General features: G+C 34.4%; 10 protein-coding genes. 4 read left to right on the forward strand and 6 right to left on the reverse strand.

Annotation, left to right across the window (positions count from 1 at the left end; all coding sequences use genetic code 11):
• Positions 1-2 precede the first annotated feature (2 nt).
• Complete coding sequence (gcvT, locus tag ABD011_RS09605; protein WP_343797802.1) at positions 3-1085, reverse strand: glycine cleavage system aminomethyltransferase GcvT; 1083 nt, start codon at positions 1083-1085, stop codon at positions 3-5.
• A gap of 302 nt (positions 1086-1387) precedes the next feature.
• Here gcvT and ABD011_RS09610 point away from each other — a divergent pair, with 302 nt between their 5' ends.
• Entirely contained in the window at positions 1388-2866 is a 1479-nt protein-coding gene (locus tag ABD011_RS09610; RefSeq protein WP_343797804.1) for an aminopeptidase P N-terminal domain-containing protein, read from the forward strand.
• Here ABD011_RS09610 and ABD011_RS09615 read toward each other — a convergent pair.
• From ABD011_RS09615 to thrA, 4 genes are all read right to left on the reverse strand, one after another.
• A complete protein-coding gene (locus ABD011_RS09615; RefSeq protein WP_134201295.1) occupies positions 2863-3129 on the reverse strand; it encodes a DUF202 domain-containing protein in 267 nt (88 codons plus the stop codon). The genes ABD011_RS09610 and ABD011_RS09615 overlap by 4 nt on opposite strands.
• A 115-nt stretch (positions 3130-3244) precedes the next feature.
• Positions 3245-4534 carry a threonine synthase gene (gene thrC / locus ABD011_RS09620; protein WP_343797807.1) on the reverse strand — a complete coding sequence of 430 codons (1290 nt, stop codon included), beginning with the start codon at positions 4532-4534 and terminating at the stop codon, positions 3245-3247.
• A complete protein-coding gene (locus ABD011_RS09625) occupies positions 4531-5454 on the reverse strand; it encodes a homoserine kinase (RefSeq protein ID WP_343797809.1) in 924 nt (307 codons plus the stop codon). Before ABD011_RS09625 ends, thrC begins: the two co-directional genes overlap by 4 nt.
• Before the next feature lies 1 nt (position 5455).
• Positions 5456-7897, reverse strand: a complete 2442-nt coding sequence (gene thrA, locus ABD011_RS09630) for a bifunctional aspartate kinase/homoserine dehydrogenase I (protein ID WP_343797811.1) — start codon at positions 7895-7897, stop codon at positions 5456-5458.
• A 278-nt stretch (positions 7898-8175) separates the two neighbouring features.
• Between thrA and ABD011_RS09635 the strand changes: the two genes are divergently transcribed.
• On the forward strand, positions 8176-9732 hold the full coding sequence (locus ABD011_RS09635; RefSeq protein ID WP_343797814.1) for an NAD(P)H-hydrate dehydratase: 1557 nt from the start codon (positions 8176-8178) through the stop codon (positions 9730-9732).
• A gap of 47 nt (positions 9733-9779) precedes the next feature.
• On the opposite strand, the gene ABD011_RS09640 is transcribed toward ABD011_RS09635, so the two are convergent.
• Positions 9780-11138, reverse strand: coding sequence for a TlpA family protein disulfide reductase (locus ABD011_RS09640; RefSeq protein WP_343797816.1), 1359 nt, complete (start codon positions 11136-11138; stop codon positions 9780-9782).
• Positions 11139-11264: 126 nt separating this feature from the next.
• Here ABD011_RS09640 and hutH point away from each other — a divergent pair, with 126 nt between their 5' ends.
• Together hutH and ABD011_RS09650 are read left to right on the forward strand one after the other, a co-directional pair.
• Positions 11265-12776 (forward strand): histidine ammonia-lyase, encoded by a 1512-nt coding sequence (hutH, locus tag ABD011_RS09645; RefSeq protein WP_129761853.1) that lies wholly within the window; start codon positions 11265-11267, stop codon positions 12774-12776.
• Positions 12777-13173: 397 nt separating this feature from the next.
• The coding region (locus ABD011_RS09650) for an HYR-like domain-containing protein (RefSeq protein WP_343797818.1) at positions 13174-17533 on the forward strand (4360 nt) is incomplete at its 3' end.

The following is a 17533-nucleotide window of genomic DNA, read 5'->3' on the forward strand; positions in this document are numbered from 1 at the left end:
TTTTAACCTTTGTAAAATGGTAATTTCACTACGGTTGCAGGAACAGCATTTTTTCTAATTTGAATATTAATTTTACTACCAGCATCTGCAAATACAGTTGGTACATATCCTAATCCAATACCTTTGTTTAATGAAGGTGACATAGTCCCAGAAGTTACATTACCTATTGTTTTTCCTTGAGAATCTACGATGTCATATCCTTGACGCGGAATTCCTCTTTCGTCTAGCTCAAAAGCCACTAGTTTACGTTCAGCTCCACGACGCTTTTGGTCTTCTAAAGCTTCAGAGTTTGTGAAAGTTTTAGTGAATTTTGTAATCCAGCCTAAACCAGCTTCAATAGGAGAGGTTGTATCGTCTATATCATTTCCGTAAAGGCAATAACCCATCTCTAGACGTAGCGTATCTCTTGCTGCTAAACCAATTGGCTTAATGCCATAATCAGCTCCAGCTTCAAACACTTTGTCCCAAACTTGTTTAACTTCACTGTTTTTGCAGTAAATTTCAAATCCACCACTTCCTGTATATCCTGTTGCTGAAATAATAACATGCTCAATACCTGCAAAATCACCAACTACAAAATTGTAAAATTTAATATCTGACAAATCATGACTTGATAAGGATTGCATAGCTTCAACAGCTTTTGGTCCTTGAATGGCTAATAACGAATAATCTTCGCTTAAATCACGTAGTTCTGCACCTACATCATTTTTAGATTGTAACCAGTTCCAGTCTTTTTCAATATTACTCGCATTTACTACCAATAAATAAATGTCTTCCTTAATACGATAGATAATTAAATCATCAACAATACCACCATCATCATTAGGCATACAGCTGTATTGCGCTTTTCCAACAGTAAGTTTTGAAGCATCATTGCTACATGTTTTTTGAATAAGCTCAAGCGCATGAGGTCCTTCAATTAAAAATTCTCCCATATGGCTCACATCAAAAACACCAACACCATTTCTTACGGTTTCATGCTCAATGTTTACACCTTCATATTGTACTGGCATATTGTATCCTGCAAAAGGAACCATTTTTGCTCCAAGAGCTTGATGTGTTGCTGTTAAGGCGGTATCTTTCATTTTAAAAATCTTTGGTTAGTAAATAAATTATTAGAAAAACAACAGCTAAAACCAAAATAACTGAAACTATTGCTTTTTTTGGATTTTTACTATTGGGTAGTATTTCAACACTATCACCTAAAAACTCGATTATTAGTAGTAAAAACTCCTTCATCTATTCGCAAAAGTATATAAAATTATCTGTTTATTTAAACGCCTTAACACTTAAAAAGTTTTACAAAAAAATGTTAATGTAAAGCGATAATTATATTAGCAATACATTATTATTTATTTTTAATTTTTAAGACTAATTAAACAAACTCATGAGAATTTTATTTTCCGTATGTATAATGTTGTTAACCTTAACTGTAACAGCACAAAAAGGGTTGCCTGAAGATTTTTTAAGTTCAGAATTTCATAAAAATAGAAGAGAAGCTTTACGAGGAAAAATGCCAGAGAATAGTGTGGCAGTTTTCTTTTCTAATCCTGTTAGAAACAGAGCTAACGATGTAGATTATGTATACCATCAGGATCCTAATTTTTACTACCTCACAGGTTACAAAGAGCCTCATGCAGTTTTAGTGATATTCTCAGAGCATCAAACCAATTCCGAAGGCAAACGCTACAACGAAATACTATATGTTCAAGAGCGTAATGCTAGAGCAGAACAATGGACAGGTTACAGGCTAGGAGTAGAAGGCGCAAAAGAGCAGTTAGGGTTTGAAATGGCTTTTAATGGAAAGGAGTTTTTAGAGTCAGGAATTGATTTTACTAGTTTTGATTCGGTGTTGTATTTCGATTTTAAAGATGACTATAGAGATTCTAAACGAAACACAGCAGATTTGTACAGTTTAATACAGTCGTTTAAACAGCAAATTCATGTGCTAGAAGCTTTTGATATTGATAACAAGAAAGATCAAATCGAAGAGGAGCAAGACACGCAAGTACTGCAATCTAAAGTAAAAACAGATACACGAACCTTAGGAAGATTAATGGCAGGTTTGCGAGAAGTTAAAACTGACGAAGAAATGGTATTGTTAAAGAAAGCTGTGCGAATTTCGGCAATGGGACAGCGCGAAATTATGAAAGCAATGCATCCTAATATGTCTGAGACTGAAGTACAAGGTGTGCATGAATATGTGTATAAAAAGTATGGTAGCGAGTATGAAGGTTATCCTAGTATTGTTGGTGCTGGCCATAACGGTTGTGTGCTGCATTATATTGAAAACAATAAAACGAAACTCGGTAATGATTTAGTGCTTATGGATCTTGGTGCAGAGTATCATGGTTATACAGCAGATGTTACCAGAACCATACCTGCTAACGGTAAGTTTTCGAAAGAACAAAAACAAATTTACGATTTAGTATACGAAGCTCAAGAAGCTGGAATTAATGCTACTATAGTAGGAAACTCAACAAGAGATACTGATGCTGCTTCTAGAGAGATAATTAATAAAGGTTTGGTGAAATTAGGTATCGCTAAAAATGAAGCTGATGCGAGACAATATTTTCCGCATGGGACTTCACATCATATTGGACTTGATGTTCATGACACTAATTTGAGAGGTGCTTTTGTACCGAATATGGTGATTACTGTAGAACCAGGTATTTATATTCCTGAAGGTAGCGATTGCGATGAAAAATGGTGGGGAATTGCTGTTCGTATTGAAGATGACATTTTAATTACTGAAAATGGTCCAATCAACTTATCAGCAGAAGCTCCAAGAAAATCTGATGAAATTGAAGCTTTAATGAAAGAAGAAAGTGTATTATCTGGTTTACAATTACCTAAACTAGACTAAGCTTTGTAAAAGTATTTTTTTAGTTTCCGCTTTACATAAAAGAATCGTAATGCTCCTATGAGTAATAACACAGGAGCAATAATCAACAAGGAATATCCAATAGGAGTAATTTCTTGTAAAATGGTAAGCTTTAATATAGCAACACCAGAGCTCACAAAAACGACAAAAGTTCTAAAATAGGCTAAAAATGTTCGTTCATTTGCTAATCTAGTGCGTTCAAGAGCAAGAGTGTCAGTTGTTTTTAGTGTAAGCTGTTCTTTCATGATTTAAAGATAGCACTATTTACTCGATAATCGAGATTTAAATGCACCAAGGCTTGCCTAGAAATCATAACTGCTTTTCATTCATGCTTCCTGTGCTTGCTGAGACAGTTAACTTTTACAATAAAAACGCCTTTAAATCTTCGTAAGTTGAAATTTCTACTGAACGTTTTTTCTTTTTCATCACTTTTAAGATTTGCTCAGGTAAATCTATATTTTCTTTAATAGTATCTTCTACAACATCCAAAAACTTAGTAGGATGCGCAGTTTCTAAAAACACACAGTGGTCATTTGGGTTGGTTTTTAAATGCGATTTACATGCTAAATATCCAACAGCTCCATGAGGATCTGCAATATAATTATACTCATTGTATAACTCTTCAATAGCTTTAATGGTTTCTTCATCAGTAAAACTATAACCGCTTAATTGCTTTGATAAGGTTTCAAAATCGTTATTATGTAATTCCTGAATACGTACAAAATTACTTGGGTCACCAACATCCATAGCGTTGCTTATGGTTTGTACTGAAGGTTTTGGTTCGTACTGCTGCGTTTGTAAATAATTGTATACGATAGCATTGGCATTGTTTGCAGCAATAAAATGTTTAACTGGTAAGCCTAAACGTTGTGCCATCATACCAGCACAAATATTTCCGAAGTTACCACTTGGTACTGAAAACACAATATTGTCATAACTCTTGTGAAGTTGTTTGTAAGCAAACATAAAGTAAAATAACTGCGGTAACCATCGTGCTACATTGATAGAGTTTGCTGACGTGAGTTGCATTTTACTAGTTAAAGTGTCGTCTAAAAATGCTCGTTTTACCATAGCTTGACAATCGTCAAACGTACCATGAACTTCTAATGCTTTAATGTTTTTTTTAAGCGTAGTTAATTGTTTTTCTTGGATATCGCTCACTTTTCCGCTAGGATATAAAATCACCACATTTACACCTTCAACACCTAAAAAACCATTAGCTACAGCGCCTCCAGTATCTCCTGATGTCGCTACCAAAACTGTAACTTCGTTGGTGTTATTCTGATTGAAATAACCCAAGCATCTAGCCATAAAACGCGCACCAACGTCTTTAAAAGCCATTGTTGGACCATGAAATAATTCTAAAGTTGAAATAGAATCGGTTATTTTTTCAACAGGAAAATCAAACGACAATGTATCTTCTATAATGTCTTTTAAAACTGCTTCAGGGATATCTGGAGTCACAAACTGTTTGATAGCTTCAAAGGCAATTTCAGAATATGAAAGCGAATCAATAGACTTAAAAAAAGAGTCTGGTAAAGGAGTGATACTCTCAGGAAAGTATAAGCCTTTGTCTGGAGCCAACCCTTTAATTACTGCATTCTTAAAAGTAGTATTTGGTGCTTTTTTATTTAGTGAAAAGTAGTTCATGATAGTGTTTTTATTCCGTTAGGATTAATTTTTGAAACGTAAACTTTAAAATCTATTGTTGTGTTTTTATACACATTTTGAAAGGCTTCGGCAACTTGGTTTGCTATTGTTTCTCCTTTGCTTAAAGCAAAAATTGAAGGTCCAGAACCAGAAATACCAACACCTAATGCACCAGATTGCATTGCAGAAGCTTTGGCAACATCAAACTGTGGTATAAGCTGTTTTCTATGTGGTTCTACAATAACATCTTGCAATGAACGACTGATTAAATCGTAATCTGAAGTATGCAACCCATGAACCAAACTACCAACATTTGCCCATTGTGTAATTCCGTCTTTAAATTGAATGTGTTTAGGTAAAATAGCCCTTGCTTCAGAAGTTTTTACCTCAATTTGAGGATGCACAATGGTCGCATATAAATCAGTAGGAGTAGGGAGTTCTAAAATTTCTAGAGGCTCTAAACTTTTTACCAAAGTAAATCCGCCAAATAATCCTGGAGCAATATTATCAGCATGTTCATTGCCACTAGCTACAGCTTCACCTTTCATGGCAAATGCTGTTAATTGCGTTTTATTGAAAGGTTTTCCTAGTAATTCATTTATAGCATACACAACTCCAGAAGCACTTGCTGAACTGCTACCAACACCACTTCCTGGTTTGATATGTTTGTAAATTTCAACATCAAAGCCAAAGTTTACATTGGCTGCTTCTAAAATGGCTAAACCAGCAACACCAGCAACATTTTTCTTGGTTTCTAAAGGCAAATCATAACCTTCAATTTTGCTAATGGTTATCCCTTTGGTACTTGTCTTTTTAATTACCATTTCATCACCAACACTGTCGAGGCAAAACCCAAGAACATCAAATCCGCAAGACACGTTAGCAACAGTTGCTGGTGAAAATATTTTTATTGAATCCATATTAGTCATTTCCGATTCTTATAATATCAGCAAATAAACCAGAAGCAGTTACATCTGCTCCAGCACCAGCACCTTTGATAATCATTGGTTGCTCTTTGTAACGTTGGGTGTAAAACATCACAATATTGTCTTTTCCTTCAAGGTTGTAAAATGGATGACCTTGCGGAATTTCCTTTAAGCCAACTTTGGCTTTGCCTTCATTAAATTCGGCTACATATTTCAATTTCGAACCTTTTTCATCGGCTTGTGCAAATAGCTTTTGAAAATGTGCATCGTCATCAATTAAAGTCTTATAAAAGTCATCAACAGAATCGCTTTCTAAATTGGCTTTAGTTAAAAAAGAATCGTTTGTAATGTCTTCCAATTCCATAACGGTTCCGCTTTCTCTGGCTAAAATCAATATTTTTCTAGCAACATCAACACCACTTAAGTCAATTCTAGGATCAGGTTCGGTATAACCTTCAGCTTGTGCTTGTTTTACCACATCGTGAAACTTGGTTGTATCATTAAAATTATTAAAAACGAAGTTTAAACTTCCCGATAATACAGCTTGAATAGATGTGACTTTATCACCAGAAGCGATAAGATTATTGAGTGTGTCAATAACTGGTAAACCTGCACCAACATTAGTTTCAAACAAAAATGGCGCATTGTATTTTCTTGATAGATATTTAAGCTGATTATATTTGTCAAAAGTATCAGAACAGGCTATTTTATTACATGCTACAACAGCAATACTTTCTTTTAAATAGTTAGCGTATAAATTTGCAACATCTTTGTTTGCAGTAACATCTACAAAAATGCTATTGCGTAAATTCATTGCTTTTGCAGTTTTGAAAAAGCCTTCTAAAGAGGCTGTTTCACCAGTGCTTAAAACCGCTTTCCAGTTTTTAAGGGAAATACCGTCTTCGTCAAAAACCATTTGTCTTGAGTTTGATAACCCAATAACTCTTAAATTGATTTTCAAATTGTCTTTAAGGTATTTTTTCTGTTGTTTGATCTGCTCCACCAAACGTTCTCCTACATTACCAACCCCTGTTATAAATACATTAAGTTGTTTGGTTTTTACTTCAAAAAATACTTCGTGTAATGTATTCAATGCTTTTTTAACATCATGCTCAGAAATTACTGCAGAGATGTTTTTTTCTGAAGCACCTTGCGCTATTGCTCTAACATTGATGTTGTTTTTACCCAAAGTACTAAACATTTTACCACTAATACCTTGATGACTTTTCATATTATCACCAATAAGTGCAACTATAGAAAGGTCAGTTTCAATAACAATAGGGTTGATTTTATGCTGAGTGATTTCGTACTCAAAAGCTTGGTCAATCTTTTCTTTAGCTTGATTAGCATCAGCTTTATTTACACCAAAACAAATAGAATGTTCTGATGACGCTTGTGTAATAAAAACCACGTTTATTTTATAATTAGCTAACACTTCAAACAAGCGTTTTGAAAACCCAGGAATACCTACCATTCCGCTACCTTCAAGTGTTAATAATGAGATGTCGTTGATATTACTTATTCCTCTAACAGTAAGATTATTGGTTTGTTCATGGGCAATGTAAGTACCATCAGCATCAGGTTCCATTGTGTTTTTAATCACTATTGGGATGTTTTTATCTAACACAGGCTGAACCGTTGGAGGATAAAGTACTTTTGCACCAAAATGGGAAAGCTCCATAGCCTCTTGGTACGACAGCTTTTTGATAGGGTAGGCTTGCTTTACAAGTTTAGGGTTTGCAGTATACATACCACTTACATCAGTCCATATTTCCAAAGTATCAGCTTCTAAAGCTGAAGCAACCAAAGCAGCAGTAAAATCGGAGCCTCCACGACCTAAGGTTGTGATTTCACCTTGTTGAGATTTCGATACAAAACCAGGAAGTATCGTTACACCTTGTGTTGAGTTACTAAAATACTCCTGAATATTCTTATAAGTTGTATTATAATTAACTTCGGCTTTAGTAAAGTTATCGTTAGTTATAATCAACTCTTGTGTATTTTTTCTAACAACATCAATACCTTTTGATTTCATGGTTTCAGTGATGATGTAAGATGACAATAATTCTCCAAAACTTACTAGTTTATCAGACGTTTTTGGCGACAACTCATTTATCAAATAAATACCATCTAGTAAGCTTTTTAGGTTGTCTAATTTAGTGTTTAGTTTATCTAAAACCGCTTTGTCAACATTTGGAATTAATCTAGATAATATATTTAAATGAATGTCTTTAATAGTTTTATATTCAGATAAATAACTTTCATCTTTTGTTTGAGCTAAGTGACCAGCTTTTAGTAATTTATCAGTTATTCCACCAACAGCTGATACAACACAAATTACAGGTTGACTTTTTTTATAGTCTTCTAATATTTGAATAACCTTTGTTATATTTTCAACAGAACCTACAGAAGTTCCTCCAAATTTTAATACGTGCATTTTATAATGACTTTAGTAAAAATAATATTGTTTATTTGTTGTGTTTAAAAAAACACATTGGACCGGAGAGAATATATTAATAGCAACCCAAACGGGTTGTAATAATAGATGTGAATGCAGAAGTGCCAGCAACAAAAATTGTTGATGATATAAAGTTGGTATTTAATACTGTCTTAGTGTTCATATACCTTTCAAATGTATTATTTTTACTCTAATAAAAAAACTAATTGATTCTTTTTACGGAATTAACAAAAAACATAAAGACTTTTTAACAAATAATGAAAATATTATCCAAAGAACAGATATACGAAGGAGATAAACTAACAGCAAAACGTCAAAACATATCCTCAACCGAGTTGATGGAGCGTGCTGGAACCCAAATTTTTAACTGGATACACATGCGTATGCAAGGAGCTCCAGTTCCTATTCATGTGTTTTGTGGTATAGGAAATAATGGTGGAGATGGTTTGGTATTGGCAAGACATTTAATAAATCATGGTTACAATGTTTATACTTATGTTGTAAACTATAGTGATAAGCGATCAAAAGACTTTTTGATTAATTATGATAGAATAAAACAAACCACTAAAGAGTGGCCTACATTATTAACTTCTGAAAAAGACTTTCCATCAATAACTCCAGAAGCTATTATAGTTGATGCTGTTTTTGGTATTGGTTTAAACAGACCAATTGATGACTGGGTTAAACACTTGTTTCAGCATTTTAGAGCGTCAAAAGCGTTTACCTTGTCTATAGACATTCCGTCAGGATTACTTACAGATAAAGTTCCTGAAAATGAAAATGATGTGGTTTGGGCTGGTTTTACCTTGAGTTTTCAAACACCAAAACTGGTTTTCTTCTTACCACAAACTTCAAAATATACAGTACAATGGGAAGTATTAGATATAGGTATTGATTTAGAATACATTTATAATTTAAATACAGAAACTGAGCTTATAGGTAAACAAGAAGTTTTACCACTTTATCAACCTAGAGAAAAATTTTCTCATAAGGGAAGTTTTGGTCATGCTTTGATTATTGGTGGAAGTTATGGAAAAATTGGAGCTGTAACTTTGGCAAGTAGAGCTGCCTTGTCTTCTGGTGTTGGTTTAGTAACTGCTTTTGTACCTAAATGTGGTTATGTGCCATTACAGTCTTCATTTCCTGAAGCTATGGTGATTACTGATAAAGAGGAAGAATGTATTTCTGATATCTCTTTTGAAATTGAGCCAACAGCAATTGGAATAGGAGTAGGCATAGGAACACATGATAAAACTATTGCTGCTTTTGAAGCATTTTTAAAAGCAAACACAAAACCTTTGGTTATTGATGCTGATGGATTAAACATACTTTCAAAGAAGAAAGCTTTGTTGAAATTATTACCTGAGCAAACCGTTTTAACACCACATCCAAGAGAATTAGAAAGACTTGTAGGAACTTGGAAAGACGATTTTGACAAACTAGAAAAAACCAAAGCATTCTCTAAAAAGTACAACGTAATTGTAATCATAAAAGGAGCAAATACAATAACCGTTTTTCAGGATAAATACTATGTAAATACTACTGGAAATCCTGGGTTAGCTACAGCAGGAACAGGAGATGTGCTTACAGGAGTTATAACAGGATTAATAACTCAAGGGTATCAACCGTTGGTTGCTTCTATTTTTGGAGTGTATTTACATGGTAAATCTGCAGATATTATTCTGCAGGATTATGGCTATCAAAGTTTAATTGCAAGTCATGTTATTGAAGGTTTAGGTGAAGCTTATATTGATTTGTTTAAGCAGCCTGAACAACCACAACAAGCAGAAAATAAAGAAGACCAAAACGCATAAAAAAAAGCCACTGTTATAGTGGCTTTTTTCATTTTATACAATAATTATTAAATACTTAATTCTTCAAATAACTCAACTAGTTTAGGACTAGATGGTCTTGGAGCATCAGCACTTACAATGTTGCCATCAGGATCAACTAAAATAAATCTTGGAATACCTTCAATTGCATAATCTTGTACGAATTGAGATTTCCAATCGTTATCAGCAAATAACTGAATACCACCTAACTCTTTTTCTTTAACCATTTCAACCCAAGCATCATGGTCTTTTGCAACGTCAATTGATGTGCTCACAAATTCAATATTTTTACCATGAAATTGTGCTTCAACTTCTTTTAAGAAAGGAATTTCGCGTTTGCAAGGTCCACACCATGTAGCCCAAACGTCAATGTATACATACTTTCCTTTTAAGTCAGATAAAGATGTAGTACCTCCTTTATGGTTTTCGTATTTAGTAAATTCTGGAGAAGGGTTTCCTTTTGCTAATAGCTTAACTTTGTTGTACTTTTCTGTAAGCTTGTCTTTAAACTCTTGGTCATCAGATAATGAAGAAACTCCATTGTAGTAAGCTTCAAGATTTTCGTTACCAGGAGAAACTTCATAAGCTAACATTTTAGCTAGGTCTTTTTTTATTGAAGGTGCGTTTAAAGCGTTTAGCTCTTTAAAAGTAGCTTCAACATTTTCACCACTATTTAATTTAGTACTATAGTGGTTTTGAACCATAGCTTTGTATGCTGCTATGTTGTTATAATCTTCTTCATTAGTAAAGTCTATACCTTCTAATGGTTTCATAAAGTCGTCAGAAACTTTGAAACCTTCTTTCTTAGCAAAATACTCGTGATATGTTGGGTATCTTTGTATGTTAGATAAATAATCGTACTTCAGGTTTTTAGTTTCCATAGCAACAAAATCTTCGTCCAACACTCCAGAGTTTTTAAGTAATTCAGTTTTAGAAGTATTGAACTCATTGATTTTGTTTAAAAATTCTTCTTCTTCTAAAGCATATAATTCTGGTGTTCCTATTTCGCTTGATAGTTTTTCGTCATTTAATGATTTACCTGCTAAGTAGTTGTTTACTTCAGCACCAACACCAGTGTAGGCAATCGTTTCATCAAATTCTTTTGTGTTTAACGTTAAGTTTAAATCATATCCAGGAGCTAAATAAACGTTAGAGATTTCTTTACCGTCATTAAACATATATACGCCTGTATCTACACGTAATGTGTCGGCAAAAGTTCCATCTTCAGCAACGGCAATGGTTTTCGTGAAATCTCCACTACGTACAGTTAGTTTGTCGCTATTTTTGTTTTCAATTTTTCCAGAAAACAGAGCATAGTCAACTTTAGGTTCTTCATTACAAGCCATAAGCAAAGTAACAGAACTTAATAAAATTAGTGTTTTTTTCATGGGAGTTTGTTTTAGTTTACTCAAAAATAACAGAATATAGCTACAATTCATGATATTTTATTAATTATTAACATTAGTTGCATAATATTTAAGGAATGTTGAATTTTGAGGCACTAAAATTTCATTATGGACTCCATTCATTATATATCTTCTGATATTTTACAATTATCAGATATTAATGATATAATACAATTACATAAAAAGATTGAACTCTCTAAAGAAGCAATCGATAAAATTTCTAAATGCAGAACCTACTTAAATGATAGAATGTCTTTACAAGACGAACCTATTTATGGTATTAATACAGGATTTGGTTCTCTATATAATGTAAAAATTTCTAAAGATAAGTTAACGCAGTTACAAGAAAACCTTGTGATGTCTCATGCTTGTGGTATTGGAGAACAAGTACCAAATGAAGTTGTAAAACTTATGCTCTTTTTGAAAATTCAATCTTTAAGTTACGGTTTTAGTGGTGTGCAATTGGAAACTGTAAACCGATTGGTAGACTTTTATAATAATGATATTTTACCAATAGTATATACTCAAGGCTCGTTAGGAGCTTCGGGCGATTTAGCACCTTTAGCACATTTGGCTTTGCCTTTACTTGGAAAAGGTGAGGTTTATTATAAAGGTAGCATAGTAGCTTCTGAAAAAGTGCTTTCGGATTTTAATTGGAAACCAATTCAATTACAGTCAAAAGAAGGTTTAGCGCTTTTAAATGGTACACAATTTATGAGTGCTTATGGAATACATGTCCTTATTAAATCTTATAAAATTTCATATTTAGCCGATTTAATAGGTAGTATCTCAATTGACGCTTTTGATGGTAGAATAGAGCCATTTAGTGAATTGGTTCATTTAATAAGACCTCATAATGGACAATTAAAAACTGCTGAAAGAGTTAGAGAATTTCTTGAGGATAGTGAGCTGATAAAACAAAAGAAGCAACATGTACAAGATCCATATTCATTTAGGTGTATACCGCAAGTTCATGGTGCAACTAAAGATGCATTGGAGTATGTACATAAAGTATTTAAGACTGAAATAAACTCAGTAACAGATAACCCAAATATTTTTATTGGTGAAGATCAAATTATATCAGGAGGAAATTTTCATGGTCAACCACTAGCATTAGCTTTTGATAACCTAAAAATAGCAATGTCAGAGTTAGGAAATATCTCAGAGCGAAGAACATTTCAACTTGTATCTGGTTTAAGAGGTTTACCAACATTTTTAGTTGACAATCCTGGATTAAATTCTGGGTTTATGATTCCACAATATACAGCAGCTAGTATTGTTAGTGCAAACAAGCAATTAGCAACACCAGCTAGTATTGATAGTATAGTTTCTAGTAATGGTCAAGAAGATCATGTAAGTATGGGAGCTAATGCAGCAACTCAAGCATATAGGCTAGTTGATAACGTTGAAAGGATTTTGGCAATTGAACTTTTCAACGCTTCACAAGCACTGTTTTTTAGAAAACCTAAAAAATCATCTAGCTTAATTGAGGCATTTCTAAAAGCCTATAGAAAGGAAGTGGATTTTGTTGATCATGATCAAATTTTTCATGAAATGATAAAAAAGTCTGTGCATTTTATCGATGATTTTTGCATTGAAAATGAACTGCTTTTCGATTAACTGCAAAAAAGAAATGTTTAACTGTTTATTTGTTAAAAAAAAACAAATTTTATTTGTGAGTCACTATTATAAAATATACTTTTGAAAGTAAATAGATGGTATTTCATATCGTTTATTTAGCGTAATAAAAGCCCTTTTTACAAGAAAATTTTTACGCATCTTACCTAAAATTGTTTAATAGCAGAACAATTGATTATTAGCACATTTATTGATTTTTTGAATGTTTACATTCAAGGAAAAGTTACTCTGTATTTCATTTATGCAATACTGAATAGCTTAATCATTTAGGTCCCAAACCTAACATTTTAAGTATTAACCTCCATCTATGTTATGTTGGCAATTTTGCCAAGAAATAAATGTATAGATAATTTTAATTTTAATACCAAATGTTATGTTTATGAGCAATTTTACCCGTAGTAGAGGTTCAGCTATAAAATGGCGACCTACTACAAATTTATGGTGTTGTAGCATTGACTTTTTTACTAGGCATTTTAAGAGCATGAAGGCTTTGGCTTTTATCATGCTTTTTGTGTTTAGTTCAGGCTCAATGTTAGGGCAATCTAACGAACTGATGGAGCGAAGTACATACTTAAATAGATGTATGGATGAAGCTCCTGTAGGACCAACCGCTGCAGAAGTAGGTGGAATGTACGTCGAAATATGTGACGGAATTACGCCAACTGTAACTAAATCTTCAGCTTGGGTTCAACCGTCAACAGACTGTGATTGGGAAATCATCCACACTTATGATATTGTTTGTGGAGATTTTGAAGAGCAGTTTAAAATTCACTACACAGGAGGAGATCAAACAGCTCCAACTTTAAATGAAGATGCTGTTATTCCTTCAGGTGGATCAGACTTAAACGTTTGTTTTGACGAAATTCCAGAAGGACCATCTGAGTCAGATATTAGAGATCTTTTTTCTGATAACTGTGGAGATGTAATTGTTGTAAAGTCTGGAGAGCCAACAGGTAGTGATTGTGCTTGGAGTGTAACTTATAAGTACGAAATCACTGATGAATGTGGAAATACTGCTAGCCCTATTGATATTTCATATAGTGGAGGCGACACAGAAGACCCTGTGTTAGTTGGAGTTCCTGAAGATGAAACTGTAAGTTGTATTGATGAAATTCCGGATGCTCCACAAGTAACTGCTACAGATAATTGTGCAGACAACTTGGTAGTAACATTAGAGGAAGACGATTCAAACCTTGGAACTTTTTGTGATGGTGGAACATTAGTTAGAACTTGGACTGTAACAGATGAGTGTGATCATACTGTAAGTATGTCTCAAACAATAACTGTTGAGCCAACACCTGAAACATATTTCTTAAACACTCCTGATAACATAAGTATAAGTTGTGATGAGGCTGGTAGTTACCAACCTTCAAGTTTAGCTTATACAAATGGTGTTGACTCTGGAGCTTGTGCTATAAATGGTGAAGTTGCAGGAGAATTAAGTGGAAACTATACAGAGTGTGGTGGATACCTTAAAGTAACTTGGTCATATACAGATGAATGTGAAAGAGAAATTACCTATGTTCAAGATATCACTGTTGAGCCTGCACCAATGGCAGCTTTTGAGTCAGTATCAGATGAAGAAATTACTTGTGATGAAGCGGCATCTTATGAAGCAGGATACTTAGCTTATACTAATGATGCTGAGACTGAAGCATGCTTAATAGCAGGTGAAGTTGCAGGAGAATTAAGTGGAAGCTATACAGAATGTGGTGGAGAGCTAATGGTAACTTGGACGTTTATGGACGATTGCCAGAGAGAAATTACAGCTACAAAAACAATAACAGTATTACCAGCACCAGTTGCAGAATTTGCACCAGTAGAGGACGAAGAAATCACTTGTGATGAAGCAGCAACTTATTCAGCTGGATTTTTAACATATAACAATGGAGCAGAAACAGACGCTTGCTACATTTCAGGAAAAGTAAAAGGAGTAATTACAGGAAGCTACACAGAATGTGGTGGAGAGTTAATAGCAACTTGGACATATACTGATGATTGTAATCGTCAAATCACAGCTAGTAAAACAATAACAGTATTACCAGCACCAGTTGCAGAATTTGCACCAGTAGAAGATGAAGTAATTTCTTGTGATGAAGCAGGGTCATACTCAGCAGGATTCTTAACCTATAATAATGGAGCAGAAACAAAGTCATGCTACATTTCAGGAAAAGTAGAAGGAGTAATTACAGGAAGCTACACAGAGTGTGGTGGAGAGTTATTGGTAACTTGGACATATGTTGATGACTGTCAAAGAGAGATAACAACAAGTAAAACAGTAACAGTTGAGCCAGCACCAATGGCATCTTTCGAGTCAGTAACAGATGAAGAAATCACTTGTGATGAAGCTGCAACATATACAGCAGGATATTTATCATACAACAACAATGCAGAAACTAAAGCTTGTTCTATTTCAGGAGAAGTAGAAGGTGAGTTAAGTGGAAGCTATTCAGAATGTGGTGGAGAGTTACAAGTAACTTGGACATATGTTGACGATTGTCAAAGAGAAATTACAGCTACCAAAACAGTAACTGTATTACCAGCACCAGCTGCAGAATTTGCACCAGTAGAAGATGAAGAGATTACATGTGATGAAGCAGCATCTTATGTTGCAGGCTACTTATCATATAGTAATAATGCTGAGACTGATGCTTGTTTAATAGAAGGAGAAGTTGAAGGGGAAATCTCTGGTGAATACTCTGAGTGTGGTGGAACATTAACAGTAACATGGTTCTACAAAGATGATTGTGAGCGTGAAATTACAGCTACAAAAACAGTAACTGTATTACCAGCTCCTGTTGCAGAATTTGATTCAGTTGAGGTTATTGTAATTGATTGTGATGAAGCTGCATCTTATGAGGCAGGTTACTTAGCATATAGTAATGGAGCTGGAACTGATGCTTGTTTAATAGCAGGCGAAGTTGAAGGAGAAATTACTGGAAGTTACACTGAATGTGGAGGGCTTTTATTTGCTAATTGGACTTTTACTGATGAGTGTGAGAGAACTATAACTCAAACTCAACAAATTAAAGTAAATCCAGCACCAGCTGCAGAGTTTGCTCCAGTGGAAAATGAAGAGATTACATGTGATGAAGCTGCATCTTATGTTGCAGGCTACTTATCATATAGTAATAATGCTGAGACTGAGTCTTGTTTAATTGAAGGACAAGTAGAAGGAGAATTAAGTGGAAGCTATACTGAATGTGGTGGAGAGTTGCAAGTAACTTGGACATTTATGGATGATTGTCAAAGAGAGATTACGGCTACAAAAATAGTAACTGTATTACCTGCACCTAAAGCTGAATTTGTAAATGTTCCTCAAAACATTACTATTACTTGTGATCAGGCTGCTGTTTATCAATCGGCTAACTTAGAGTACACAAATAATGCTGAGACTGACGCTTGTTTAATAGCAGGTGAAGTAGAAGGAGAAATTACAGGAAGCTATACAGAATGTGGTGGAGAGTTTGTGGTAACTTGGACGTTTATGGACGATTGCCAGAGAGAAATTACAGCTACAAAAATTGTTACTATTTCTCCAGCACCAGTTGCAGAATTTGCACCAGTAGAGGACGAAGAAATCACTTGTGATGAAGCAGCAACTTATTCAGCTGGATTCTTAACATATAACAATGGAGCAGAAACAGACGCTTGCTATATTTCAGGAAAAGTAAAAGGATCATTAAGTGGAAGCTACACAGAATGTGGTGGAGAGTTAATAGCAACTTGGACATATACTGATGATTGTAATCGTCAAATCACAGCTAGTAAAACAATAACAGTATTACCAGCACCAGTTGCAGAATTTGCACCAGTAGAAGATGAAGTAATTTCTTGTGATGAAGCAGGATCATACTCAGCAGGATTCTTAACCTATAATAATGGAGCAGAAACAAAGTCATGCTACATTTCAGGAAAAGTAGAAGGAGTAATTACAGGAAGCTACACAGAGTGTGGTGGAGAGTTATTGGTAACTTGGACATATGTTGATGATTGTCAAAGAGAGATTACAGCTACTAAAACAGTAACAGTTGAGCCAGCACCAATGGCATCTTTCGAGTCCGTAACAGACGAAGAAATCACTTGTGATGAAGCTGCAACATATACAGCAGGATATTTATCATACAACAACAATGCAGAAACTAAAGCTTGTTCTATTTCAGGAGAAGTTGAAGGAGAAATTACAGGAACTTACTCTGAGTGTGGAGGAACGTTAACAGTAACTTGGTTCTACAAAGATGATTGTGAGCGTGAAATAACAGCTACCAAAACAGTAACTGTATTACCAGCACCAGCTGCAGAATTTGCACCAGTAGAAGATGAAGAGATTACATGTGATGAAGCAGCGTCTTATGTTACAGGATACTTATCATATAGTAATGATGCTGAGACTGACGCTTGTTTAATAGCAGGAGAGGTTGAAGGAGAATTAAGTGGAACTTACACAGAGTGTGGTGGAGAGTTAATGGTAACTTGGACATTTATGGATGATTGTCAAAGAGAGATTACAGCTACCAAAACAGTAACTGTATTACCAGCACCAGCAGCAGAGTTTGTACCAGTAGAAGATGAAGAGATTACATGTGATGAAGCAGCATCTTATGTTGCAGGATACTTATCATATAGTAATGATGCTGAGACTGACGCTTGTTTAATAGCAGGAGAAGTTGAAGGAGAAATTACAGGAACTTACTCTGAGTGTGGAGGAACGTTAACAGTAACTTGGTTCTACAAAGATG

Source organism: Gaetbulibacter jejuensis (assembly GCF_039524015.1).
Taxonomy (GTDB): domain Bacteria; phylum Bacteroidota; class Bacteroidia; order Flavobacteriales; family Flavobacteriaceae; genus Gaetbulibacter_B; species Gaetbulibacter_B jejuensis.

What these genes read in the sequence shown, in the direction of transcription:
- gcvT (WP_343797802.1), bottom strand. Translation starts at nt 1,085, where the DNA reads ATGAAAGATACCGCCTTAACAGCAACACATCAAGCTCTTGGAGCAAAA.
- ABD011_RS09610 (WP_343797804.1), top strand. Translation starts at nt 1,388, where the DNA reads ATGAGAATTTTATTTTCCGTATGTATAATGTTGTTAACCTTAACTGTA.
- ABD011_RS09615 (WP_134201295.1), bottom strand. Translation starts at nt 3,129, where the DNA reads ATGAAAGAACAGCTTACACTAAAAACAACTGACACTCTTGCTCTTGAA.
- thrC (WP_343797807.1), bottom strand. Translation starts at nt 4,534, where the DNA reads ATGAACTACTTTTCACTAAATAAAAAAGCACCAAATACTACTTTTAAG.
- ABD011_RS09625 (WP_343797809.1), bottom strand. Translation starts at nt 5,454, where the DNA reads ATGGATTCAATAAAAATATTTTCACCAGCAACTGTTGCTAACGTGTCT.
- thrA (WP_343797811.1), bottom strand. Translation starts at nt 7,897, where the DNA reads ATGCACGTATTAAAATTTGGAGGAACTTCTGTAGGTTCTGTTGAAAAT.
- ABD011_RS09635 (WP_343797814.1), top strand. Translation starts at nt 8,176, where the DNA reads ATGAAAATATTATCCAAAGAACAGATATACGAAGGAGATAAACTAACA.
- ABD011_RS09640 (WP_343797816.1), bottom strand. Translation starts at nt 11,138, where the DNA reads ATGAAAAAAACACTAATTTTATTAAGTTCTGTTACTTTGCTTATGGCT.
- hutH (WP_129761853.1), top strand. Translation starts at nt 11,265, where the DNA reads ATGGACTCCATTCATTATATATCTTCTGATATTTTACAATTATCAGAT.